The sequence below is a fragment of the Candidatus Nanopelagicales bacterium genome (assembly GCA_041393815.1).
Taxonomy (GTDB): Bacteria; Actinomycetota; Actinomycetes; order S36-B12; family JAWKJK01; genus JAWKJK01.
In genome coordinates this window covers 297,630-319,059 of sequence record JAWKJK010000004.1, presented here as the reverse complement: position 1 = coordinate 319,059, position 21,430 = coordinate 297,630, and the positions used below count along the sequence as shown (strand labels likewise).

At 71.1% G+C, this 21,430-nt stretch carries 34 protein-coding genes and 1 pseudogene; all 35 read left to right on the top strand.

Annotated features, from left to right (window positions below; genetic code table 11):
* Positions 1-94: 94 nt before the first annotated feature.
* The gene (rpsJ, locus tag R2737_13870; protein MEZ5117349.1) at positions 95-403 is read left to right on the top strand and encodes a 30S ribosomal protein S10; all 309 of its coding nucleotides are present in this window, start codon (positions 95-97) and stop codon (positions 401-403) included.
* A gap of 14 nt (positions 404-417) precedes the next feature.
* A complete protein-coding gene (gene rplC / locus R2737_13865; GenBank protein ID MEZ5117348.1) occupies positions 418-1,077 on the top strand; it encodes a 50S ribosomal protein L3 in 660 nt (219 codons plus the stop codon).
* A 2-nt stretch (positions 1,078-1,079) separates the two neighbouring features.
* The gene (gene rplD, locus R2737_13860; protein MEZ5117347.1) at positions 1,080-1,766 is read left to right on the top strand and encodes a 50S ribosomal protein L4; all 687 of its coding nucleotides are present in this window, start codon (positions 1,080-1,082) and stop codon (positions 1,764-1,766) included.
* Between the two features lie 2 nt (positions 1,767-1,768).
* The gene (rplW, locus tag R2737_13855; GenBank protein ID MEZ5117346.1) at positions 1,769-2,062 is read left to right on the top strand and encodes a 50S ribosomal protein L23; all 294 of its coding nucleotides are present in this window, start codon (positions 1,769-1,771) and stop codon (positions 2,060-2,062) included.
* A gap of 55 nt (positions 2,063-2,117) precedes the next feature.
* The gene (gene rplB / locus R2737_13850; protein MEZ5117345.1) at positions 2,118-2,954 is read left to right on the top strand and encodes a 50S ribosomal protein L2; all 837 of its coding nucleotides are present in this window, start codon (positions 2,118-2,120) and stop codon (positions 2,952-2,954) included.
* 8 nt (positions 2,955-2,962) lie between these two features.
* Positions 2,963-3,244, top strand: a complete 282-nt coding sequence (gene rpsS, locus R2737_13845) for a 30S ribosomal protein S19 (protein MEZ5117344.1) — start codon at positions 2,963-2,965, stop codon at positions 3,242-3,244.
* A gap of 90 nt (positions 3,245-3,334) precedes the next feature.
* Positions 3,335-3,718 (top strand): 50S ribosomal protein L22, encoded by a 384-nt coding sequence (rplV, locus tag R2737_13840; GenBank protein ID MEZ5117343.1) that lies wholly within the window; start codon positions 3,335-3,337, stop codon positions 3,716-3,718.
* A gap of 7 nt (positions 3,719-3,725) precedes the next feature.
* Complete coding sequence (gene rpsC, locus R2737_13835; protein ID MEZ5117342.1) at positions 3,726-4,553, top strand: 30S ribosomal protein S3; 828 nt, start codon at positions 3,726-3,728, stop codon at positions 4,551-4,553.
* Between the two features lie 3 nt (positions 4,554-4,556).
* Positions 4,557-4,979 (top strand): 50S ribosomal protein L16, encoded by a 423-nt coding sequence (gene rplP, locus R2737_13830; protein ID MEZ5117341.1) that lies wholly within the window; start codon positions 4,557-4,559, stop codon positions 4,977-4,979.
* A complete protein-coding gene (gene rpmC / locus R2737_13825; protein ID MEZ5117340.1) occupies positions 4,979-5,203 on the top strand; it encodes a 50S ribosomal protein L29 in 225 nt (74 codons plus the stop codon). Before rplP ends, rpmC begins: the two co-directional genes overlap by 1 nt.
* Positions 5,200-5,493 (top strand): 30S ribosomal protein S17, encoded by a 294-nt coding sequence (gene rpsQ, locus R2737_13820; protein ID MEZ5117339.1) that lies wholly within the window; start codon positions 5,200-5,202, stop codon positions 5,491-5,493. The genes rpmC and rpsQ overlap by 4 nt, the downstream gene beginning before the upstream one ends.
* Before the next feature lie 63 nt (positions 5,494-5,556).
* On the top strand, positions 5,557-5,925 hold the full coding sequence (rplN, locus tag R2737_13815; GenBank protein ID MEZ5117338.1) for a 50S ribosomal protein L14: 369 nt from the start codon (positions 5,557-5,559) through the stop codon (positions 5,923-5,925).
* A 10-nt stretch (positions 5,926-5,935) separates the two neighbouring features.
* Positions 5,936-6,289 carry a 50S ribosomal protein L24 gene (gene rplX, locus R2737_13810; protein MEZ5117337.1) on the top strand — a complete coding sequence of 118 codons (354 nt, stop codon included), beginning with the start codon at positions 5,936-5,938 and terminating at the stop codon, positions 6,287-6,289.
* A complete protein-coding gene (rplE, locus tag R2737_13805; GenBank protein MEZ5117336.1) occupies positions 6,289-6,858 on the top strand; it encodes a 50S ribosomal protein L5 in 570 nt (189 codons plus the stop codon). Before rplX ends, rplE begins: the two co-directional genes overlap by 1 nt.
* Positions 6,859-6,860: 2 nt before the next feature.
* On the top strand, positions 6,861-7,046 hold the full coding sequence (locus tag R2737_13800) for a type Z 30S ribosomal protein S14 (GenBank protein MEZ5117335.1): 186 nt from the start codon (positions 6,861-6,863) through the stop codon (positions 7,044-7,046).
* Positions 7,047-7,110: 64 nt separating this feature from the next.
* Complete coding sequence (gene rpsH / locus R2737_13795) at positions 7,111-7,509, top strand: 30S ribosomal protein S8 (protein MEZ5117334.1); 399 nt, start codon at positions 7,111-7,113, stop codon at positions 7,507-7,509.
* A 19-nt stretch (positions 7,510-7,528) separates the two neighbouring features.
* Positions 7,529-8,071 (top strand): 50S ribosomal protein L6, encoded by a 543-nt coding sequence (rplF, locus tag R2737_13790; GenBank protein ID MEZ5117333.1) that lies wholly within the window; start codon positions 7,529-7,531, stop codon positions 8,069-8,071.
* A complete protein-coding gene (gene rplR, locus R2737_13785) occupies positions 8,068-8,448 on the top strand; it encodes a 50S ribosomal protein L18 (protein MEZ5117332.1) in 381 nt (126 codons plus the stop codon). Before rplF ends, rplR begins: the two co-directional genes overlap by 4 nt.
* A gap of 27 nt (positions 8,449-8,475) precedes the next feature.
* On the top strand, positions 8,476-9,072 hold the full coding sequence (gene rpsE / locus R2737_13780; protein MEZ5117331.1) for a 30S ribosomal protein S5: 597 nt from the start codon (positions 8,476-8,478) through the stop codon (positions 9,070-9,072).
* Positions 9,072-9,254 carry a 50S ribosomal protein L30 gene (rpmD, locus tag R2737_13775; GenBank protein ID MEZ5117330.1) on the top strand — a complete coding sequence of 61 codons (183 nt, stop codon included), beginning with the start codon at positions 9,072-9,074 and terminating at the stop codon, positions 9,252-9,254. Before rpsE ends, rpmD begins: the two co-directional genes overlap by 1 nt.
* Position 9,255: 1 nt before the next feature.
* Entirely contained in the window at positions 9,256-9,696 is a 441-nt protein-coding gene (rplO, locus tag R2737_13770; GenBank protein MEZ5117329.1) for a 50S ribosomal protein L15, read from the top strand.
* A gap of 187 nt (positions 9,697-9,883) precedes the next feature.
* A complete protein-coding gene (gene secY / locus R2737_13765) occupies positions 9,884-11,182 on the top strand; it encodes a preprotein translocase subunit SecY (GenBank protein MEZ5117328.1) in 1,299 nt (432 codons plus the stop codon).
* A gap of 1 nt (position 11,183) precedes the next feature.
* Positions 11,184-11,747 carry an adenylate kinase gene (locus tag R2737_13760; GenBank protein MEZ5117327.1) on the top strand — a complete coding sequence of 188 codons (564 nt, stop codon included), beginning with the start codon at positions 11,184-11,186 and terminating at the stop codon, positions 11,745-11,747.
* Between the two features lie 10 nt (positions 11,748-11,757).
* Positions 11,758-12,540: a type I methionyl aminopeptidase gene (map, locus tag R2737_13755; GenBank protein MEZ5117326.1), complete on the top strand. Its 783-nt coding sequence runs from the start codon at positions 11,758-11,760 to the stop codon at positions 12,538-12,540.
* A gap of 324 nt (positions 12,541-12,864) precedes the next feature.
* Positions 12,865-13,086, top strand: a complete 222-nt coding sequence (gene infA / locus R2737_13750) for a translation initiation factor IF-1 (protein ID MEZ5117325.1) — start codon at positions 12,865-12,867, stop codon at positions 13,084-13,086.
* Positions 13,087-13,204: 118 nt separating this feature from the next.
* Positions 13,205-13,318, top strand: a complete 114-nt coding sequence (gene rpmJ, locus R2737_13745; protein MEZ5117324.1) for a 50S ribosomal protein L36 — start codon at positions 13,205-13,207, stop codon at positions 13,316-13,318.
* A 191-nt stretch (positions 13,319-13,509) separates the two neighbouring features.
* On the top strand, positions 13,510-13,890 hold the full coding sequence (rpsM, locus tag R2737_13740; protein ID MEZ5117323.1) for a 30S ribosomal protein S13: 381 nt from the start codon (positions 13,510-13,512) through the stop codon (positions 13,888-13,890).
* A gap of 90 nt (positions 13,891-13,980) precedes the next feature.
* The gene (rpsK, locus tag R2737_13735; protein ID MEZ5117322.1) at positions 13,981-14,388 is read left to right on the top strand and encodes a 30S ribosomal protein S11; all 408 of its coding nucleotides are present in this window, start codon (positions 13,981-13,983) and stop codon (positions 14,386-14,388) included.
* A gap of 25 nt (positions 14,389-14,413) precedes the next feature.
* Positions 14,414-15,040 carry a 30S ribosomal protein S4 gene (gene rpsD / locus R2737_13730; protein MEZ5117321.1) on the top strand — a complete coding sequence of 209 codons (627 nt, stop codon included), beginning with the start codon at positions 14,414-14,416 and terminating at the stop codon, positions 15,038-15,040.
* 115 nt (positions 15,041-15,155) lie between these two features.
* Positions 15,156-16,169 carry a DNA-directed RNA polymerase subunit alpha gene (locus R2737_13725; protein ID MEZ5117320.1) on the top strand — a complete coding sequence of 338 codons (1,014 nt, stop codon included), beginning with the start codon at positions 15,156-15,158 and terminating at the stop codon, positions 16,167-16,169.
* A gap of 42 nt (positions 16,170-16,211) precedes the next feature.
* Positions 16,212-16,562: pseudogene (gene rplQ, locus R2737_13720) on the top strand (50S ribosomal protein L17).
* Positions 16,563-16,848: 286 nt separating this feature from the next.
* The gene (gene truA, locus R2737_13715; protein ID MEZ5117319.1) at positions 16,849-17,793 is read left to right on the top strand and encodes a tRNA pseudouridine(38-40) synthase TruA; all 945 of its coding nucleotides are present in this window, start codon (positions 16,849-16,851) and stop codon (positions 17,791-17,793) included.
* A gap of 207 nt (positions 17,794-18,000) precedes the next feature.
* Complete coding sequence (gene arcC / locus R2737_13710; protein ID MEZ5117318.1) at positions 18,001-18,969, top strand: carbamate kinase; 969 nt, start codon at positions 18,001-18,003, stop codon at positions 18,967-18,969.
* Between the two features lie 57 nt (positions 18,970-19,026).
* Positions 19,027-20,688: an ATP-binding cassette domain-containing protein gene (locus R2737_13705; GenBank protein ID MEZ5117317.1), complete on the top strand. Its 1,662-nt coding sequence runs from the start codon at positions 19,027-19,029 to the stop codon at positions 20,686-20,688.
* Complete coding sequence (locus tag R2737_13700; GenBank protein ID MEZ5117316.1) at positions 20,673-21,404, top strand: ATP-binding cassette domain-containing protein; 732 nt, start codon at positions 20,673-20,675, stop codon at positions 21,402-21,404. The genes R2737_13705 and R2737_13700 overlap by 16 nt, the downstream gene beginning before the upstream one ends.
* The last annotated feature ends 26 nt before the right edge of the window (positions 21,405-21,430 follow it).

Below are 21,430 nucleotides of genomic sequence, written 5' to 3'. Positions count from 1 at the left end.
ACCCCGCATCTCGGGTGGCGGCTCGGCAACGGGCCGCCACCCGGGGCGCACTCCTCACCAGCGGCACGAGAACGAGAAGGACACCGAAGCCACCATGGCGGGACAGAAGATCCGCATCCGGCTCAAGGCCTACGACCACGAGATCATCGACAGCTCGGCGAAGAAGATCGTCGAGACGGTGACTCGCACGGGCGCTCAGGTCGCGGGCCCGGTGCCGCTGCCGACGGAGAAGAACGTGTACTGCGTCATCCGCTCGCCGCACAAGTACAAGGACAGTCGCGAGCACTTCGAGATGCGCACGCACAAGCGACTCATCGACATCCTCGACCCCACGCCGAAGACGGTCGACTCGCTCATGCGACTCGACCTGCCGGCGGGCGTCGACATCGAGATCAAGCTCTAAGGGACACGCCGATCATGAGCAGCAAGGACAAGGGCGTGGCCGTCAAGGGCGTGCTCGGCGAGAAGCTCGGCATGACGCAGGTCTGGGACGCCGACAACAAGATCGTCCCGGTCACCGTCATCAAGGCCGGGCCGTGCGTCGTCACGCAGGTCCGCACCCCGGACACCGACGGCTACTCGGCCGTGCAGATCGCCTACGGCGCGATCGACCCGCGCAAGGTGACCAAGCCCCAGGCCGGCCACTTCGAGCGCGCCGGCGTGACCCCGCGGCGGCACCTGGTGGAGCTGCGGACCTCCGACGCCAGCGAGTACACGCTGGGCCAGGAGGTCACCGCCGAGACGTTCGAGGCCGGCCAGGTCGTCGACGTCGTCGGCACCACCAAGGGCAAGGGCTTCGCGGGCGTGATGAAGCGGCACGGCTTCCACGGCCTGCGCGCCTCGCACGGTGTCGAGCGCAAGCACCGCTCGCCGGGCTCCATCGGCGGCTGCGCCACTCCGGGCCGCGTCTTCAAGGGCGTGCGGATGGCCGGCCGGATGGGCGGCGTGCGCCAGACCACCCAGAACCTCACCGTCCACGCCGTGGACGCCGACCAGGGTCTGATCCTGCTCAAGGGCGCCGTTCCCGGCCCCAAGGGCGGGCTCGTCCTGGTCCGGACCGCCGCGAAGGGGGCCTGACCATGACCAGCGTCGACGTCAAGACGCCGGCCGGCACCACGTCCGGCACCGTCGAGCTGCCCGCCGAGGTGTTCGACGTGCAGGTCAACGTGCCGCTGATCCACCAGGTCGTCGTCGCCCAGCTCGCGGCCGCGCGCCAGGGCACCGCGGACACCAAGTCCCGCGGCGAGGTCCGCGGCGGTGGCCGCAAGCCGTACCGGCAGAAGGGCACCGGCCGCGCCCGCCAGGGCTCGACCCGCGCGCCCCAGTTCGCCGGCGGCGGCGTGGTCCACGGACCGACGCCGCGCGACTACGCCCAGAAGACGCCCAAGAAGATGAAGGCCGCCGCCCTCCGCGGCGCGCTGTCGGACCGGGCGCGCGACGGGCGCGTGCACGTGCTCAGCGAGGTGGTCTCCGGCGGCTCGCCGTCGACCAAGGACGCGGCCAAGGCGATCGCCTCGGTGGCGACCTCCCGCAACGTGCTCGTCGTGGTCGACCGCGACGACGACGTGGCGTGGAAGAGCCTGCGCAACGTGCCGTCGGTGCACCTGCTGGTCGCCGACCAGCTCAACACCTACGACGTCCTGTGCAGTGACGACGTCGTGTTCACCAAGGCCGCGCTCGACGCGTTCCTCGCCGGTCCCGCGACCGGCAAGGGCGCCAAGGCCGTGGCGACCTCGACCGAGGCGGAGCAGGAGGACGCGAAGTGAGGATCGACGACCCCCGCGACATCCTCATCGCGCCCGTCATCTCCGAGAAGAGCTACGGGCTGCTCGATGAGAACAAGTACACGTTCCTCGTCGCGCCGGACGCCAACAAGACCCAGATCAAGATCGCCGTGGAGCAGGTGTTCGGCGTGAAGGTCACCGGGGTGAACACCCAGAACCGCGAGGGCAAGCGGGTCCGCACCCGCTTCGGCTACGGCCGCCGGGCGGCCAGCAAGCGGGCGATCGTGTCGCTGCGCGCGGGCGACCGGATCGACATCTTCGGCGGCCCGGTCACCTGACCGGCACCCCACCACACACCGAACGACGTTCGACACCACGAGACGGAAGAACGACATGGGCATCCGCAAGTACAAGCCGACGACGCCGGGCCGCCGCGGCTCCAGCGTCGCCGACTTCGTCGAGATCACCCGGTCGGAGCCGGAGAAGTCGCTGGTGCGGCCGCTGCCGAAGAAGGGCGGGCGCAACAACGCCGGCCGGATCACGACGCGGCACCAGGGTGGCGGGCACAAGCGCGCCTACCGGGTCATCGACTTCCGCCGGGCCGACAAGGACGGCGTGCCGGCCAAGGTCGCGCACATCGAGTACGACCCCAACCGCACCGCGCGGATCGCGCTGCTGCACTTCGCCGACGGCGAGAAGCGCTACATCCTCGCGCCGGAGAAGCTCAAGCAGGGCGACCGGGTCGAGACCGGGCCGGGCTCCGACATCAAGCCGGGCAACAACCTGCCGCTGCGCAACATCCCCGTGGGCACCGTGGTGCACGCGGTGGAGCTGCGCCCGGGCGGCGGGGCCAAGATCGCCCGCTCCGCCGGCGCCAGCGTCCAGCTGGTGGCGAAGGAGGGGCCGTACGCCCAGCTGCGCATGCCCTCCGGTGAGATCCGCAACGTCGACGTGCGCGCCCGCGCCACGATCGGCGAGGTGGGCAACGCCGAGCAGTCGAACATCAACTGGGGCAAGGCCGGCCGGATGCGATGGAAGGGCAAGCGCCCGACCGTCCGCGGTGTGGCCATGAACCCGATCGACCACCCGCACGGCGGTGGCGAGGGCAAGACCTCCGGCGGCCGGCACCCGGTCAACCCGAAGGGCAAGCCCGAGGGCCGCACCCGTACGTCGCACAAGCCGAGCGACAAGTTCATCGTCCGCCGCCGCAAGACCGGCAAGAAGCGCTGAGGATCGAGATGCCGCGTAGCCTGAAGAAGGGTCCCTTCGTGGACGACCACCTGATGAAGAAGGTGGACGCCCAGAACGACAACGGCACCCGCAACGTCATCAAGACCTGGTCCCGGCGCTCGATGATCGTGCCCGCGATGCTGGGTCACACCATCGCGGTGCACGACGGGCGCAAGCACGTGCCGGTCTTCGTCACCGAGCAGATGGTGGGTCACAAGCTCGGCGAGTTCGCGCCGACCCGGACCTTCCGCGGCCACGTGAAGGACGACCGCAAGGCCAAGCGCCGCTGACGGCACCCGCCCGGCCCGGCCGGGTGGACCGCACGGACACACCGAACGATCACACGCACAACACGCACGACGACGAGCAAGGGGACAGCGATGGAAGCCAGGGCTCAGGCGCGGTACGTCCGCGTCACGCCCATGAAGGCGCGCCGCGTCGTGGACCTCATCCGGGGTCTGCCGGCGGCCGACGCCCAGGCGGTGCTGACGTTCGCGCCGCAGGCGGCGAGCGTGCCCGTGGGCAAGGTGCTGGACAGCGCCATCGCCAACGCGGCCAACAACCACAACCTCGACCCGGCGACGCTCGTCGTGAGCGCGGCCTACGTGGACGAGGGCCCGACCCTGAAGCGGTTCAGGCCGCGCGCCCAGGGCCGTGCGTACCGCATCCGCAAGCGCACCAGCCACATCACCGTCGTCGTGGCACCGCGCGAGGACGACACCGTCAGCAGCGCCACGAGCGCCTCTACCCGGAAGAAGGGGTGACCCGCACGTGGGGCAGAAGGTCAACCCGCACGGTTTCCGTCTGGGCATCACCACGGACTTCACGTCCCGGTGGTTCGCCGACAGCTCGAAGACCGGTCAGCGGTACCGCGACTACGTCGAGGAAGACGTCAAGATCCGCAAGCTGATGTCGCGTGGCATGGAGCGGGCCGGCATCTCCAAGGTGGAGATCGAGCGCACGCGTGACCGCGTGCGCGTCGACATCCACACCGCCCGGCCGGGCATCGTCATCGGCCGCCGCGGCGCCGAGGCCGACCGGATCCGTGGCGACCTGGAGAAGCTGACCGGCAAGCAGGTGCAGCTGAACATCCTCGAGGTCAAGAACCCCGAGATCGACGCGCAGCTGGTGGCGCAGGGCGTCGCCGAGCAGCTGTCGAGCCGGGTGTCGTTCCGACGCGCCATGCGCAAGGCGATGCAGACGGCCATGAAGGCCGGCGCCAAGGGCATCCGGGTGCAGGTCTCCGGCCGCCTCGGCGGCGCGGAGATGAGCCGGACCGAGTTCTACCGCGAGGGCCGGGTCCCGCTGCACACGCTGCGCGCGGACATCGACTACGGCTTCTACGAGGCCCGCACCACCTTCGGCCGCATCGGCGTGAAGGTGTGGATCTACAAGGGCGACGCCCTGGGCTCGCGCGCCGAGCGCGAGGCCGCGGCCGCGGCCGCCCGCCTCGGCCAGCGCCAGCGTCCCGAGCGCGGCGGCCGCCGTCCGCAGCGCCGCGGCGACGCCCCGGCCGCCGAGGCGACCAGTGCCGCCGAGCCGATGGAGGCCCCGGTGGCCACCGAGGCGACCGTCGAGACCCCCGGAACGGAGGCCTGACCCATGCTGATCCCGCGCAGGGTCAAGCACCGCAAGCAGCACCACCCGGGCCGCAGCGGTGTGGCCAAGGGCGGCACCAAGGTGACCTACGGCTCGTTCGGGCTGCAGGCGCTGGAGCCGGCCTACGTGACCAACCGCCAGATCGAGTCCGCTCGTATCGCCATCACCCGGCACATCCGGCGTGGCGGCAAGGTGTGGATCAACATCTACCCGGACCGTCCGCTGACCAAGAAGCCGGCGGAGACCCGGATGGGCTCCGGCAAGGGCTCGCCCGAGTGGTGGGTGGCCAACGTCAAGCCCGGCCGCGTCATGTTCGAGCTGAGCTACCCCAACGAGCAGATCGCGCAGGAGGCCCTCAAGCGGGCCGCGCACAAGCTCCCGATGAAGTGCCGCATCGTCCGGCGCGACGAGGCAGGTGAGGACTGATGGCAGCCGGGACCAAGCCCGAGGAGCTGCGCAACCTCGAGGACGACGAGCTCGTCTCGAAGCTGCGCGAGGCCAAGGAGGAGCTGTTCAACCTCCGGTTCCAGGCCGCGACCGGTCAGCTGGAGAGCCACGGCCGGCTGCGTGCGGTCCGCAAGGACATCGCGCGGATCTACACGATCATGCGTGAGCGTGAGCTCGGCATCACCCCGGTGGGTGCGGCATGAGCGACCAGAACGACGAGAAGGCGGGCATGAGCGAGACGAAGCGCGGCTACCGCAAGACCCGTGAGGGCCTGGTGGTCAGCGACAAGATGGACAAGACCGTCGTGGTCGCCGTCGAGGACCGGTTCAAGCACCCGCTGTACGGCAAGGTGGTCCGCCGGACCAGCAAGCTGAAGGCGCACGACGAGCGCAACGACTGCGGCATCGGCGACCGCGTGCTGCTGATGGAGACGCGGCCGCTGTCGGCGACCAAGCGCTGGCGCGTCGTCGAGATCCTCGAGAAGGCCAAGTAAGTCAGGTTCGGCCAGGCTCGGGCCCCGTGCCCGAGAACCGGCACGACGATCAGGAGACATGAAGTGATCCAGCAGGAGTCGCGGCTTCGCGTCGCCGACAACACCGGTGCCAAGGAGCTGTTGTGCATCCGTGTTCTCGGCGGCTCCGGCCGGCGCTACGCGGGCATCGGCGACGTCATCGTGGCCACCGTGAAGGACGCCATCCCCGGTGGTGGCGTGAAGAAGGGTGACGTCGTCAAGGCCGTCGTCGTGCGCACCCGCAAGGAGCGGCGTCGTCCGGACGGCTCCTACATCCGCTTCGACGAGAACGCCGCCGTCATCCTCAAGGGCGACGGCGAGCCTCGCGGCACGCGCATCTTCGGCCCCGTGGGCCGCGAGCTGCGCGAGAAGCGGTTCATGAAGATCATCTCGCTGGCCCCGGAGGTGCTCTGAGATGTCCGGTCTGAGCGTGAAGAAGGGCGACCTCGTCCAGGTCATCAGCGGCAAGGACAAGGGGATCAAGGGCAAGGTCATCGCCGTGCTCCCCGAGACCGACCGCGTGATCGTCGAGGGCGTCAACCGGATCAAGAAGCACACCAAGGTCGGGCAGACGACGCGCGGCGGCAAGACCGGCGGCATCGTCACCCAGGAGGCGCCCATCCACGTGTCCAACGTGATGGTCGTCGACCCGGAGGACGGTCGCCCCACGCGGATCGGCTTCCGCAAGGAGAAGGTCGAGAAGCGCCGCCCGGACGGGACCACGTACGAGGCGACGCGCAGCGTGCGCATCAGCCGGCGCACGGGTAAGGACATCTGATGAGCACCGCCACCGAGGCCCGCGCCGTGCCGCGGCTGAAGCAGCGCTACCGCGACGAGATCGTCCCGGCCCTGCGCGAGGAGTTCTCGTACTCCAACGTCATGCAGGTCCCCGGCCTGACCAAGGTCGTGGTCAACATGGGCGTCGGCGACGCCGCGCGCGACTCGAAGCTGATCGAGGGCGCCGTGCGCGACCTGGCCGACATCACCGGCCAGAAGCCGTCGATCACCAAGGCCCGCAAGTCCATCGCCCAGTTCAAGCTGCGCGAGGGCATGCCGATCGGCGCGCACGTCACGCTGCGCGGCGACCGGATGTGGGAGTTCCTCGACCGGCTGCTGTCGGTCGCCCTGCCGCGCATCCGCGACTTCCGCGGCCTGTCGCCGAAGCAGTTCGACGGCAACGGCAACTACACCTTCGGACTGAACGAGCAGTCGATGTTCCACGAGATCGATCAGGACAAGATCGACCGCGTCCGGGGCATGGACATCACGCTGGTGACGACCGCCAAGACCGACGATGAGGGCCGCGCGCTGCTTCGCCAGCTCGGGTTCCCGTTCAAGGAGTCCTGACCGTGGCGAAGAAGGCCCTAGTCAACAAGGCGAACAGCAAGCCCAAGTTCGCCGTGCGTTCCTACACCCGGTGCAACCGGTGCGGCCGCCCGCACTCGGTCTACCGCAAGTTCGGGCTGTGCCGCATCTGCCTGCGCGAGATGGCGCACCGCGGCGAGCTCCCGGGCGTCACCAAGAGCAGCTGGTAAACCACGACGCCGCAGGTCTCCGGCACGGGCCGGGGATACCACGGCGAGGAAGGCCATCAGGCCCATGACCATGACCGACCCGATCGCAGACATGCTCACGCGTCTGCGCAACGCCAACTCGGCGTACCACGACACCACGACGATGCCCTACTCGAAGATCAAGGCGAACATCGCCGAGATCCTCAAGCAGGAGGGCTACATCGCGGGGTGGCACGTGGCCGACGCCGAGGTGGGCAAGACCCTCACGCTGGACCTGAAGTACGGGCCCACGCGCGAGCGGTCCATCGCCGGCGTGCGCCGCGTGTCCAAGCCCGGTCTGCGGGTCTACGCCAAGAGCACGTCGATGCCCAAGGTCCTCGGCGGCCTCGGCATCGCGATCATCTCGACGTCGTCGGGGCTGCTCACCGACAAGCAGGCGACCAAGAAGGGCGTGGGTGGGGAAGTCCTCGCCTACGTCTGGTGACGGGGAGGAGGACAACAGCATGTCGCGCATCGGACGACTGCCGATCCCCGTCCCGTCGGGGGTCGACGTCACCATCGACGGCCGCACGGTCACGGTCAAGGGCCCGAAGGGCACCCTGACCCACACCGTGGTGGAGCCGATCTCGGTGGCCAAGAACGACGACGGCACCGTGTCCGTCACCCGGCCGGACGACGAGCGGGACTCCCGCTCGCGGCACGGCCTCACCCGCACGCTGCTCGCCAACATGGTCGTCGGGGTGACCCAGGGCTACGAGAAGACCCTGGAGATCGTCGGCACCGGCTACCGGGTCGCGGCCAAGGGCCCCGCGCTGGAGTTCTCGCTCGGCTTCAGCCACCCGGTGGTGGTGGACGCGCCGGACGGCATCACCTTCGCGGTGGAGTCCCCGACGAAGTTCCGCGTGCAGGGCATCGACAAGCAGCAGGTCGGTGAGGTGGCCGCCAACCTTCGCAAGCTGCGCAAGCCGGACCCCTACAAGGGCAAGGGCGTGCGCTACGAGGGCGAGGTCATCCGCCGCAAGGCCGGGAAGGCGGGCAAGAAGTGAGCGTCGCAGTCAAGCTCGGATCGGGCGACCGGTCCCGCGTCGCCCGCAAGCGCCGCCACACGCGCGTGCGCAAGAAGGTGTCCGGCACCTCGGCGCGCCCGCGCCTGGTGGTGTCCCGCTCGGCCCGCCACATGCTGGTGCAGGTCGTGGACGACACCGCGGGCCGCACCCTCGCGTCCGCGTCCTCCATGGAGGCCGACGTGCGCTCCCTGGACGGGGACAAGACCGCCAAGGCGCGCAAGGTCGGCGAGCTCGTCGCCGAGCGGGCCAAGGCTGCCGGTGTCGACTCGGTCGTGTTCGACCGGGGCGGCAACAAGTACCACGGCCGCGTCGCGGCCCTCGCGGACGGTGCCCGCGAGGGTGGCCTCGCGTTCTGACGACGTACGAGAGAAGAGGAAATCCCCATGGCTGCAGCCCAGCGCCGCGGAGGCGGCGCCGGCGGCAACGAGCGGCGCGACCGTCGAGACCGCGGTCCCCGCGAGGAGAAGACCGCGTACATCGAGCGCGTCGTCGCCATCAACCGCGTCGCCAAGGTCGTCAAGGGCGGCCGTCGCTTCAGCTTCACCGCGCTGGTCGTGGTGGGTGACGGCGAGGGCACCGTCGGTGTCGGCTACGGAAAGGCCAAGGAGGTGCCCGCGGCGATCGCCAAGGGCGTCGAGGAGGCCAAGAAGCACTTCTTCAAGGTCCCGCGGATCCAGGGCACCATCCCGCACCCGGTGACCGGTGAGGAGGCGGCCGGCGTCGTCCTGCTGCGTCCCGCGGCACCCGGTACCGGCGTCATCGCCGGTGGTCCGGTGCGCGCCGTGCTGGAGTGCGCCGGTGTCCACGACGTGCTGTCCAAGTCCCTGGGCTCGGACAACGCGATCAACATCGTGCACGCCACCGTGGCGGCGCTGAAGATGCTCGAGCGTCCGGAGGAGGTCGCGGCGCGCCGTGGCCTGCCGCTGGAGGAGGTCGCCCCGGCGGCCCTGCTGCGGGCGCGCGCGGGGGTGGGCTCGTGATGACCCGCCTCAAGGTCACCCAGACCCGCTCGGAGATCGGCGGGACGAAGTCGCAGCGCGACACGCTGCGCTCGCTGGGTCTCAAGCGCATCGGGGACATGGTCGTCAAGGAGGACCGCCCCGAGATCCGCGGCATGGTGAACACGGTGTCGCACCTCGTCGTCGTCGAGGAGGTCGACTGACATGGCTCTGAAGGTCCACCACCTGCGCCCGGCCCCCGGCGCCAAGACCGAGAAGACCCGCAAGGGTCGCGGTGAGGCGTCCAAGGGCAAGACCGCCGGCCGCGGCACCAAGGGCACCAAGGCCCGCTACCAGGTCCCCGACCGCTTCGAGGGCGGGCAGATGCCGCTGCACATGCGGCTGCCCAAGCTCCGTGGCTTCACGCCCCCCAACAAGGTCGAGTTCCAGGTGGTCAACGTCGCCACCCTGGGGAAGCTGTTCCCCGAGGGCGGCGAGGTCGGTGTCGACGACCTGGTGGCCAAGGGCGCGGTCCGCAAGGGCCAGCCGGTCAAGGTGCTCGGCCAGGGCGACCTGTCCGTGGCCCTGCAGGTGAGCGCGCAGGCGTTCTCCGAGTCGGCCAAGAGCAAGATCGCCGCCGCCGGCGGCTCCACGACCGAGGTCTGAGTCGCGGGACCCGCAGGGGCGTCCACCGTCGTACGGCGGTCGGGCGCCCCTCGCCCGTGACCGGACCGTCCCGTCGGCCGGGGGGTACGTACCCGGCTGTTAGGCTCACCGGGTCCGTGCCGACGCCCCTCGTCGGTGCGGTCCCCGTGGCGAGAACCGACGCCCCTGGCGTCGCGCAGGAGGATTCGTGCACATCAGCGCATTCGTGTCGGCGTTCCGCACGCCCGACCTACGGAAGAAGCTGCTGTTCACGCTGGGGATGATCGCGATCTTCCGGCTCGGCTCGGTGGTCCCGACGCCGGGTGTGGACTACAGCGCGATCCAGCGATGCATCGACGTGGTGCAGGACAACTCGATCTACGGGCTGATCAACCTGTTCAGCGGCGGCGCGCTGCTGCAGCTGTCGGTGTTCGCGCTCGGGATCATGCCGTACATCACGGCCAGCATCATCATCCAGCTGCTGACCGTGGTGATCCCACGCCTGGAGTCCCTCAAGAAGGAGGGGCAGGCCGGCCAGGCCAAGATCACGCAGTACACCCGCTACCTGACCATCGGGCTGGCGATCCTGCAGTCGACCGCGATCCTGGCGCTGGCGCGCAGCCCGGGCCAGCTGTTCGTGGGCTGCGACGAGCAGATCATCCCCAACCAGTCGGTGTTCCTGATCCTCACCATGGTCATCGTGATGACGGCCGGCACGGCGGTCATCATGTGGCTGGGCGAGCTCATCACCGACCGCGGCGTCGGCAACGGCATGTCGCTGCTGATCTTCACCTCGATCATCGCGACCATCCCCGGCCAGTTCGTGTCGATCTGGACCAGCCGCGGCGTGTTCCCGTTCTCGCTCACGCTCGCCGTCGGTCTGGTGGTCATCACGTTCGTGGTGTTCATGGAGCAGGCCCAGCGCCGCATCCCGGTGCAGTACGCCAAGCGGATGGTGGGTCGCCGGATGTACGGCGGCACCTCCACCTACATCCCGCTGAAGGTCAACATGGCCGGTGTCATCCCGGTCATCTTCGCCTCGTCGCTGCTGTTCATCCCGACCCTGATCGTCCAGCTCACCGGCAGCCAGGCCGGCTGGGCCCAGTGGGTCGCGCAGAACTTCTCGACCGGGACCTCGACGGTCTACCTGCTCACGTTCTTCGCGCTGATCATCTTCTTCACGTACTTCTACGTCTCGATCACGTTCAACCCGACCGAGGTCGCGGACAACATGAAGAAGTACGGCGGCTTCATCCCGGGCATCCGGGCCGGCCGCCCCACGGCGGAGTACCTGGACTACGTGCTGTCGCGGCTGACGGCACCGGGCTCGGTCTACCTGGGCGTGATCGCGATCCTGCCCGTCTTCGCGTTCAACCTGATCGGCGTCTCGACCAACTTCGTGTTCGGCGGCACCAGCCTGCTGATCATGGTGGGTGTCGGCCTCGATACGGTGAAGCAGATCGAGTCCCAGCTCCAGCAGCGCAACTACGAGGGGTTCCTCCGCTGACATGCGTGTCGTCCTCATGGGCCCCCCGGGGGCCGGCAAGGGAACGCAGGCGGTCGTCGTGGCCGCCCGGATCGGGGTGCCGCACATCTCGACCGGTGACCTGTTCCGGGCCAACCTGGCCCAGGGGACGCCGCTGGGGCTCGAGGCCCAGCGCTACATGTCGGCGGGGGAGTACGTCCCCGACACCGTGACCAACGCGATGGTGCGCGACCGGATCGTCCAGGACGACGCGCGCCCGGGGTTCCTGCTCGACGGCTACCCCCGCACGGTGGCGCAGGTGCACGAGCTCGACGTCATGGTGGAGGCCGACGGTCACCGCATCGACCGGGTCGTGGAGCTGACCGTCGACACCGACGAGATCGTGCACCGGCTGCTCAAGCGGGCCCAGGAGCAGGGCCGGGCCGACGACACCGAGGACGTCATCCGCCGTCGGATGGAGGTCTACGCCGAGCAGACCGCTCCGCTGACCGAGCTCTACCGCGGTCGCGGACTGCTGGTGCAGGTCGACGGCATGGGGACGCCGGACGAGGTCACCGACCGCGTCCTGGCCGCCCTCGACTCCTGAGGGGCCCAGGGTGTTCCGCCGGCGCGAGCGGATCGAGATCAAGTCCGCGGCGCAGCTGGAGACGATGCGGGCCGCGGGCCTGGTGGTGGCGCGCACGCTGGCCCTGGTCCGCGACGCGGTGGCCCCGGGCGTGACCACGGCCGACCTCGACGAGGTGGCGCGCGCGTCGCTGGCCGCCGAGGGGGCGCGCTCGTCGTTCCTGGGCTACCACGGGTTCCCGGCGGTCCTGTGCACCTCGGTCAACGACGAGGTGGTGCACGGCATCCCCGGGCCGCGGGTCCTGCGCGAGGGTGACTTGATCTCGGTGGACTTCGGGGCCATCGTCGACGGCTGGCACGGCGACGCCGCGGTCACCGTCGAGGTCGGGCAGGTCGCGGCGGACCTGCGCGAGCTGTCCGCGGTCACCGAGCGGGCGCTGTGGGCGGGGCTCGCGGCTGCCCGCCCGGGGGGCCGGCTGTCCGACATCGGTCACGCGGTGGAGACGTCGGTCCGGGCCGAGGGCGACTACGGGATCGTCGAGGAGTACGTCGGGCACGGCATCGGCAGCGCCATGCACATGGAGCCCAGCGTGCCCAACTACGGCGATCCGGGGGAGGGCCCGCGGCTCGAGCCCGGCATGGCCCTGGCGGTGGAGCCGATGGTGGTGCTCGGGCGCCGGCACGTACGGGTGCTCGACGACGACTGGACCGTGGTGGCCGTGGACGGCGGCGTCGCCGCTCACTGGGAACACACGGTCGCCGTGACCGCCGACGGCCCCTGGGTCCTCACCGCCCTCGACGACGTCCACCTCTGACCCCCGCCCGCCCCCTCCCTTCCGCTCCTGGTGGCACACGATCCGCTTTGCGGATCGTGTGGCGAACTTGCCCGGCGTGTCGCGCCCGAACTCGGGCACACGATCCGCTTTGCGGATCGTGTGCCCGAGGGTGGGTCGGGCGGGGCGGGCGGGGGTGGTATGTCCGGTTTGTGAGGGTCGATTTCCGGTGCGGGTGGCCCCGGGGCTACACTTTCCGGGCCGGTACCGGCCTCCCGTCGCACCTGCCCGCTCCCGGATCCGTTCCGGGGGCGCACACGTGTGTGGGCGGTCGGCGTCGGTGCCACCTCGACGAAAGCGGAGGACATGGGAAAGAAGGACGGTGCCATCGAGCTGGAGGGCACCATCGTGGAGTCCCTGCCCAACGCGATGTTTCGGGTGGAGCTCGACAACGGGCACAAGGTGCTCGCCCACATCAGCGGGAAGATGCGGATGCACTACATCCGGATCCTGCCCGACGACCGGGTGGTCGTGGAGCTGTCGCCCTACGACCTGACCCGGGGCCGGATCGTCTACCGCTACAAGTGACGAGCCGGACCCGTACGAGCACGCCGCCCACCGAACACGCGCACACCGAACACACCACCACCGGCGGGTGGACGAGCCTGGGGCTCGCCCGCGCGCACGTCCCCCCGCGGAGACAGTCATGAAGGTCAAGCCGAGCGTCAAGCAGATGTGCGACAAGTGCAAGGTGATCCGCCGGCACGGTCGCGTGATGGTCATCTGCGAGAACCCCCGCCACAAGCAGCGCCAGGGCTGAGCCCGGCGCCGCCTGAGGCGGTCGACGGCACCACGCCGTCACCCCGAGCGGTACCCGACCCCCGTCGTACGGCACGTGCAGGCGACGGGACGCCACCCCCGGACCAGGAGGCCGGGGACCCACCAGCATCAGGGCGGGTGGGACCGGTGCCGCTGACAACCTCCGACGACAGGTAAGGACGAATCAGCCCGATGGCACGTCTCGTCGGCGTCGACCTCCCCCGCGAGAAGCGGCTCGAGGTTGCGCTCACGTACATCTACGGCATCGGCCGCTCCCGCGCCCAGGAGACGCTCGTGCAGACGGGGATCAGCCCCGACCTGCGCGTGCGCGACCTCGGCGACGACGAGCTGGTCAAGCTCCGCGACTGGATCGAGGGCAACTACAAGGTCGAGGGTGACCTGCGGCGCGAGGTCGCCGCCGACATCCGCCGCAAGGTGGAGATCGGCTGCTACCAGGGTCTGCGCCACCGTCGCGGCCTGCCCGTCCGCGGTCAGCGCACGCACACCAACGCCCGCACCCGCAAGGGCCCCCGCAAGACCGTCGCCGGCAAGAAGAAGGCCGGCAAGAAGTAGTAGTCCGCTCTCGTCCGTCACCCGGCGTCCGCCACCCGGCGGGCCGCACCCGGACCGCGGACCGACGACCTCCAGGAGAACGAAGCACCGATGCCCCCCAAGAGCCGCCAGGCAGCCGGCGCCAAGAAGGTGCGCCGCAAGGAGAAGAAGAACGTGGCCCACGGCCACGCGCACATCAAGAGCACGTTCAACAACACGATCGTCTCCATCACCGACCCGACGGGTGCGGTGATCTCGTGGGCCAGCGCGGGCCAGGTCGGGTTCAAGGGCAGTCGCAAGTCGACGCCCTTCGCCGCCCAGCTCGCCGCCGAGGCCGCGGCACGCCGCGCCATGGAGCACGGCATGCGCAAGGTCGACGTCTTCGTGAAGGGCCCGGGCTCGGGCCGCGAGACGGCCATCCGGTCGCTGCAGGCGACCGGCCTCGAGGTCGGCTCGATCCAGGACGTCACCCCTGTCCCGTTCAACGGCTGCCGCCCGCCCAAGCGGCGTCGCGTCTGAGACCACGAGAGAGAGATCCGAAGACATGGCGCGTTACACCGGGGCGGACTGCAAGCGCTGCCGCCGCGAGAAGATGAAGCTGTTCCTCAAGGGCGCGAAGTGCGAGTCGCCGAAGTGCCCGATCGAGAACCGTCCCTACCCGCCGGGCCAGCACGGCCGCGGCCGGACCAAGGACAGCGAGTACCTGCTGCAGATGCGCGAGAAGCAGAAGGCCGCGCGCATCTACGGCGTCCTGGAGAAGCAGTTCCGGGGCTACTACGAGGAGGCCCAGCGCAAGCAGGGCAAGACCGGCGAGAACCTCCTGCGCATCCTCGAGAGCCGGCTGGACAACGTCGTCTACCGCGCGGGCTTCGCGAAGTCGCGTGACATGGCGCGCCAGCTGGTGCGGCACGGCCACTTCACCGTCAACGGCCAGAAGGTGGACATCCCGTCCTACCGCGTGGCGGCCAACGACATCGTGGAGGTGCGGTCGTCCTCGCGCGAGCTCACGCCGTTCGTCGTGGCGCACGCCGAGATCGGCGAGCGCCCGGTGCCGGCGTGGCTGGAGGTCATCCCCTCCAAGATGCGCGTGCTGGTGCACTCGCTCCCGGCTCGGCAGGTCATCGACACCCCGGTCCAGGAGCAGCTGATCGTCGAGCTCTACTCGAAGTAAGGCCCACCCGCGTCGCGGGCGGGGACAGCGGTCGCCACCGCTCCCCGCCCGCGCGCACCCCCCCTGCTGTTCGTACGCGGCGTCATATGGCGGGCGTCGCGGGAAGGAACGACACGTGCTCATCGCGCAGCGACCGACCCTGACCGAGGAGCCGATCAGCGAGTACCGCTCGCGCTTCGTGCTCGAGCCGCTCGAGCCCGGCTTCGGCTACACCCTCGGCAACTCCCTGCGTCGCACCCTGCTGTCCTCGATCCCGGGTGCTGCGGTCACCAGCATCCGCATCGACGGCGTCCTGCACGAGTTCACCACCGTGCCGGGCGTCAAGGAGGACGTCACCGAGCTCATCCTCAACATCAAGCGGCTGGTCGTCTCCAGCGAGCACGACGAGCCGGTGGTGATGTACCTGCGCAAGCAGGGCCCCGGCGACGTGCTCGCGGCCGACATCGCCCCGCCCGCCGGGGTCGAGGTGCACAACCCCGACCTGCACCTGGCCACCCTCAACGGCAAGGGCAAGCTGGAGATGGAGCTGGTGGTCGAGCGCGGCCGCGGCTACGTCTCCGCGACGCTGAACAAGCAGCCGGGCCAGGAGATCGGCCGGATCCCGGTCGACTCGATCTACTCGCCGGTGCTCAAGGTGACCTACAAGGTCGAGGCGACCCGTGTCGAGCAGCGCACCGACTTCGACAAGCTGGTCCTGGACGTGGAGACCAAGCCGTCGATGCGCCCGCGGGACGCGGTGGCGTCGGCCGGCAAGACGCTGGTCGAGCTGTTCGGCCTGGCCCGCGAGCTCAACGTCGACGCCGAGGGCATCGACATCGGCCCGTCCCCCGCGGACGCGTTCGTGGCCGAGCAGCTGTCCACGCCGATCGAGCAGATGGACCTCACGGTCCGCTCGTACAACTGCCTCAAGCGCGAGGGCATCCACACCGTGGGTGAGCTGATCTCGCGCAGCGAGGCCGACCTGCTCGACATCCGCAACTTCGGCGCGAAGTCCATCGACGAGGTCAAGGCCAAGCTGGTCACCCTCGGACTGGCGCTGAAGGACAGCCCGCCCGGGTTCGACCCCGGCTCGGCCGTGTACTTCGCCGACGACGACGACCTGGGGTACGCCGAGGACGAGCGGCTCTGAGCCGCCGGCCCGCCACCCCGACCCCCTGAGGAGAACGACACCATGCCCACGCCCACCAAGGGCCCCCGTCTCGGCGGCGGACCGGCGCACGAGCGCCTGATGCTGTCCAACCTGGCCACCGCGCTGTTCGAGCACGGCAAGATCACCACGACCGAGGCCAAGGCGAAGCGGCTGCGCCCGCTGGCCGAGCGCCTGATCACCTTCGCGAAGCGCGGCGACCTCGCCGCGCGCCGCAAGGTGCTCACCGTCGTGCGGGACAAGTCCGTCGTGCACACGCTGTTCACCGAGATCGGCCCGGGCTACGCCGGGCGCAACGGCGGCTACACCCGGATCGTGAAGATCGGTCCGCGCAAGGGCGACAACGCGCCCATGGCCGTGATCGAGCTGGTCGAGCCGCTGGCCGAGCAGACCGTGGCCGAGGCGACCGCCGCGACCAAGCGGGCCGCCAAGGACCGCGCGGCGCAGGCGAAGCCGGCTGCCCCCGCGAAGGCAGCGGGGGCGGAGGCCGTCGAGGCGACGGTCACGGACGAGGCCGCGACCGACGAGGTCGAGGAGACCGCGGCCGCGGCGACCGACGCCGACGAGGCGCCGGAGGTGGCCGAGGCCGCCGCTGACGAGGCTGCTGCGGACGACGAGGCTGCTGCGGACGATGAGGCCGAGAAGGCCTGACGCCACCGCGGTGACGCACGTACCGGAGCCCGCCCTCCCCGACCGGGAGGGCGGGCTCCGGCGTCTGCGGCTGGACCTGGGGTACGACGGCGCCGGCTTCTCCGGGTGGGCGGTGCAGCCGGGGCTGCGCACCGTCCAGGGCGCCGTGCAGCAGGCGCTGGCGCGGGCGCTGCGGCTGGACGCCGAGCCGTCGGTCACCTGCGCCGGACGTACGGATGCGGGGGTGCACGCCCGCGGGCAGGTGGCGCACGTCGACGTCCCGGAGGCCGCCCTGGGCACGACCGCGGGCCTCGGACCGGACCCGCTGGCCGACGGCACCCTGCTGCGCCGACTCGGCTCGGCCCTGCCCCCGGACGTCCGCGTGGTCCGCGTCGCCCTCGCCCCGGACGGCTTCGACGCCCGGTTCTCCGCGCTGTGGCGGCGCTACTCGTACCGACTGGCCGACGACCCGACCGGGCCGGCCCCGCTGCGGCGCGGGTTCGTCGTCGCCCGTCGGCGCCCGCTGGACGTCGACGCCATGGACCGGGCGGGCGCCGGGCTGCTCGGGGAGCACGACTTCGCCGCCTACTGCCGGCCCCGCGCCGGCGCCTCCACCGTGCGCACGCTGCTCTCGCTGCACTGCCGCCGAGAGGACCCGGCCGCCGGGGAGGGCGCCGGCGAGGTCGCCGTCGAGGTGACCGCCGACGCCTTCTGTCACTCGATGGTCCGGGCGATCGTGGGCGCGCTGGTGGCGGTGGGGGAGGGTCGGCGCCCGGCAGAGTGGCCCGCCGACGTCCTGGCCGCGGGCGTGCGCGACTCGGCGGTCACCGTCGCCCCCGCGCAGGGCCTGGTCCTGGAGGAGGTCCGCTACCCCGCGGACGCCGACCTGGCGGCCCGCCAGCGCGAGACCCGGGCCCACCGTGGCCACCGGGCCCACACCGGCGCTGGCCGCCCGCCCCTCACCGCGACGGAATGAGTCCAGGCGTTGCTTGGCGGCCCCATTCGGTCCCGCAAGCGACGTGGGGACTCATTCGGCCGGACGGTGTCGGGGCGCGGCGCGGGGTGCGGGGGCACGGGGGCGTGGGAGTTGGCGGATCGGGGTGCGACGTGGCCCACGGTGGTGCCAGGCTCCGATGAGGCGACCGGAGCGGTCCGGTAGGCACCCACACCCGGGAGGCAGTCCATGCGCGTCGTCGTCGCACTCGGGGGCAACGCCCTGCAGAAGCGCGGGGAGCCCATGACGGTGGAGAACCAGCGAGCCAACGTGAAGACCGCCTGCGAGGCGCTGGCCCCCGTGGCGATGGACCACGAGCTGGTCGTGTCGCACGGCAACGGCCCTCAGGTCGGCCTGCTGGCGCTTCAGGCGTCCTCGTACGACGAGGCCTCGTCGTACCCCTTCGACGTCCTCGGCGCCCAGACCGAGGGGATGATCGGCTACTTCATCGAGCAGGAGCTGGGCAACCTGCTGCCGTTCGAGAAGCCCCTGGCGACGCTGCTCACGATGACCGAGGTCGACGCGCACGACCCGGCGTTCCAGAACCCGACCAAGTTCGTCGGTCCGGTCTACTCCGAGGAGGACGCCAAGCGGCTCGCCGCGGAGAAGGACTGGACGGTCAAGCAGGACGGCGACAAGTGGCGTCGGGTCGTCCCCTCGCCGATGCCGGTGCGCATCTTCCAGATCCGGCCGATGAAGTGGCTGCTGGACAAGGGCGTCGTGGTCATCTCCACCGGCGGCGGCGGCATCCCGACGATGTACCTGGAGGGCGAGCACCTCACCTCGGCCAACGACCGCAACCCGCGGACCCTCGTCGGCGTCGAGGCCGTGATCGACAAGGACTTCTCCTCCGCCGTGCTGGCGCGCGACCTCGAGGCCGAGAAGCTCGTCATCGCCACCGACGCCGACGCGGTGTACGTCGACTGGGGCCAGCCGACCCAGAGGGCGATCCGCGCGGCGCACCCCGACGCGCTGGAGGAGATCGCCGCCCAGTTCCCCGCGGGCTCGATGGGGCCCAAGGTGGCGGCGGCGATCTGGTTCGCCCGCGAGACCGGGGGCGAGGCGACGATCGGCGCGCTGGCGGACCTGGCCGAGATCATGGACAACCGGGCCGGCACCCGGGTGAGCACCTCGGTGGAGGGCATCGAGTACGCCTGACGGAGCCGACCCGGAAGTCGGCTGCGCCCCGCGGCGGCCGACCCGCACAATGGCGCCGTGGGTCATGTGGACGTGCAGCGGGTGACCCACACGCTCCCCGACGGCCGGGTCCTGCTGGACGAGGTGTCGTTCCGCGTCGGCGACGGTGCCAACGTCGCCCTGGTCGGGGCCAACGGAGCCGGCAAGACGACGCTGCTGCGCATGGTCGCGGGCGACGACGACCCGCAGGAGGGGTCGATCGCGCGCTCCGGCGGCCTCGGGGTGATGCGGCAGTTCGTCGGCCAGATGACCGACGGGACGGTGCGGGACCTGCTGCTCGGCGTGGCGTCGCCCGCGCTGCGCAGCGCCGCGGCGGCCCTCGACACCGCCGAGCTGGCCATGATGGAGGCCGAGGACGAGCGCACCCAGATGCGCTACGCGCAGGCCATCGCCGACTTCTCCGACGCGGGCGGCTACGACGCCGAGGTGCTGTGGGACGTGTGCTGCACCGCCGCGCTGGGCCGGCCGTACGACGCGGTCCGCTGGCGGCCGGTGTCCACCCTGTCCGGCGGCGAGCAGAAGCGGCTGGTCCTCGAGGCGCTGCTGCGCGGACCGGACGAGGTGCTGCTGCTCGACGAGCCGGACAACTACCTCGACGTCCCCGGGAAGCGCTGGCTGGAGGACCGGCTGCGCGAGACGCCCAAGACCGTGCTCTACGTCAGCCACGACCGCGAGCTCCTGCACCGCACCGCGACCCAGGTGGTGACCGTCGAGCTCGGGGCCGCGGGCAACTCCGCCTGGACGCACGGCGGCGGGTTCGGCACGTACCACCAGGCCCGGGCGGACCGGTTCAGCCGGCTGGAGGAGCTACGCCGGCGCTGGGACGAGGAACACGCCAAGCTCAAGGCGCTGGTCCAGATGTACAAGACCAAGGCCGCCTACAACGACGGGCTGGCGTCTCGCTACCAGGCCGCCCAGACCCGGCTGCGCAAGTTCGAGGAGGCCGGGCCGCCGACGGCGGTGCCGCGCGAGCAGTCGGTCCGGATGCGGCTGCGGGGCGGGCGCACCGGCAAGCGGGCGGTGGTGTGCGAGGGGCTGGAGCTGACCGGGTTGACCCGGCCCTTCGACCTCGAGGTCTGGTTCGGCGAGCGGGTGGCCGTCCTGGGGGCGAACGGCTCGGGCAAGTCGCACTTCCTCCGGTTGCTGGCGGCCGGCGGCAGCGACCCCGACGTCGAGCACCGCCCGGTCGGCGACGTCGTCGTCGACCCGGTCCGGCACGGCGGGACGGCGCGGCTTGGGGCGCGAGTACGGCCGGGCTGGTTCGCCCAGACCCACGCGCACCCCGAGCTGGTCGGCCGCACCCTGCTCGACGTGCTGTGGCGCGGCGACGAGCGCCGGGACGGGATGCCGCGCGAGCAGGCCAGCCGCGCGTTGGACCGCTACGAGCTGGCCGGGGCCGCCGAGCAGACGTTCGACACCCTGTCCGGCGGCCAGCAGGCGCGGTTCCAGATCCTGCTGCTGGAGCTGTCCGGCGCCACCCTGCTGCTGCTGGACGAGCCCACCGACAACCTCGACCTGCACAGCGCGGAGGCGCTGGAGGACGGCCTGGCGGCGTACGAGGGCACGGTCGTGGCCGTGACGCACGACCGCTGGTTCGCGCGCGGGTTCGACCGGTACGTGGTGTTCGGCTCCGACGGCTCGGTGCGCGAGACCGACGAGCCGGTGTGGGCGGACTGGTGAGCCACGACGGGCGTGAGCACCCCGGACCGCACGCGTTCGACCTCGAGGACGTGGTGCTCGTGCGCGGCGGCCACCGGATCCTGGACGGGGTCAGCGCGCAGCTGCCGCGAGGCGCGGCGACCGCGGTCGTCGGGCCGTCCGGGTCGGGCAAGTCGACCCTGCTCAGGCTGCTGAACCGGTTCGAGGACCCCGACTCCGGCCGGGTGCTGCTCGACGGCACCGACGCGCGGGAGCTGGACGTGCTGGCGCTGCGCCGGCGGGTCGGGCTGCTCGCCCAGCGGCCGGTGATGCTCACGGCCACCGTCGGGGAGGAGGTGCGGGCAGGCGCGCCCGACCTGTCCGACGACGCGGTCGCGGCCCTGCTCGGCCGGGTGGCGCTGCGGCACCTGGACCCCGGCCGGGGGACGGAGGGGCTGTCCGGCGGGGAGCAGCAGCGGCTGGCCCTCGCCCGGGCACTGGCCCTGGACCCGGAGGTGCTGCTGCTCGACGAACCGACCAGCGCGCTGGACGCCGAGGCTGCCCGGTCGGTCGACGAGGTGGTCGTGTCCCTGGTCGAGGCCGGCCTGACGGCGGTGGTCGTCAGCCACGACCTGGAGCGGCTGCTCGCCGTGACCAGCCACGCGGTCGTCCTCGACGGCGGCCGGGTCGTCGAGCAGGGACCGCCCGGGACGGTCGGGTACCTCGGCCGAGGGTCCGACCCCTCCCGGGACGGCTGACCGTCGTGCCCGTACGCCATCACCGC

Coding starts and splice junctions, on each gene's coding strand:
- rplD (MEZ5117347.1), top strand. CDS start 1,080: ATGACCAGCGTCGACGTCAAGACGCCGGCCGGCACCACGTCCGGCACC.
- rpmD (MEZ5117330.1), top strand. CDS start 9,072: ATGACCCGCCTCAAGGTCACCCAGACCCGCTCGGAGATCGGCGGGACG.
- rpsM (MEZ5117323.1), top strand. CDS start 13,510: ATGGCACGTCTCGTCGGCGTCGACCTCCCCCGCGAGAAGCGGCTCGAG.
- rpsH (MEZ5117334.1), top strand. CDS start 7,111: ATGACCATGACCGACCCGATCGCAGACATGCTCACGCGTCTGCGCAAC.
- rplC (MEZ5117348.1), top strand. CDS start 418: ATGAGCAGCAAGGACAAGGGCGTGGCCGTCAAGGGCGTGCTCGGCGAG.
- rpmC (MEZ5117340.1), top strand. CDS start 4,979: ATGGCAGCCGGGACCAAGCCCGAGGAGCTGCGCAACCTCGAGGACGAC.
- rplF (MEZ5117333.1), top strand. CDS start 7,529: ATGTCGCGCATCGGACGACTGCCGATCCCCGTCCCGTCGGGGGTCGAC.
- rpsQ (MEZ5117339.1), top strand. CDS start 5,200: ATGAGCGACCAGAACGACGAGAAGGCGGGCATGAGCGAGACGAAGCGC.
- rpsK (MEZ5117322.1), top strand. CDS start 13,981: ATGCCCCCCAAGAGCCGCCAGGCAGCCGGCGCCAAGAAGGTGCGCCGC.
- arcC (MEZ5117318.1), top strand. CDS start 18,001: ATGCGCGTCGTCGTCGCACTCGGGGGCAACGCCCTGCAGAAGCGCGGG.
- rplB (MEZ5117345.1), top strand. CDS start 2,118: ATGGGCATCCGCAAGTACAAGCCGACGACGCCGGGCCGCCGCGGCTCC.
- rplE (MEZ5117336.1), top strand. CDS start 6,289: ATGAGCACCGCCACCGAGGCCCGCGCCGTGCCGCGGCTGAAGCAGCGC.
- R2737_13760 (MEZ5117327.1), top strand. CDS start 11,184: ATGCGTGTCGTCCTCATGGGCCCCCCGGGGGCCGGCAAGGGAACGCAG.
- rpsS (MEZ5117344.1), top strand. CDS start 2,963: ATGCCGCGTAGCCTGAAGAAGGGTCCCTTCGTGGACGACCACCTGATG.
- rpsJ (MEZ5117349.1), top strand. CDS start 95: ATGGCGGGACAGAAGATCCGCATCCGGCTCAAGGCCTACGACCACGAG.
- infA (MEZ5117325.1), top strand. CDS start 12,865: ATGGGAAAGAAGGACGGTGCCATCGAGCTGGAGGGCACCATCGTGGAG.
- rplP (MEZ5117341.1), top strand. CDS start 4,557: ATGCTGATCCCGCGCAGGGTCAAGCACCGCAAGCAGCACCACCCGGGC.
- rplV (MEZ5117343.1), top strand. CDS start 3,335: ATGGAAGCCAGGGCTCAGGCGCGGTACGTCCGCGTCACGCCCATGAAG.
- rpsE (MEZ5117331.1), top strand. CDS start 8,476: ATGGCTGCAGCCCAGCGCCGCGGAGGCGGCGCCGGCGGCAACGAGCGG.
- rpsD (MEZ5117321.1), top strand. CDS start 14,414: ATGGCGCGTTACACCGGGGCGGACTGCAAGCGCTGCCGCCGCGAGAAG.
- rplO (MEZ5117329.1), top strand. CDS start 9,256: ATGGCTCTGAAGGTCCACCACCTGCGCCCGGCCCCCGGCGCCAAGACC.
- rpmJ (MEZ5117324.1), top strand. CDS start 13,205: ATGAAGGTCAAGCCGAGCGTCAAGCAGATGTGCGACAAGTGCAAGGTG.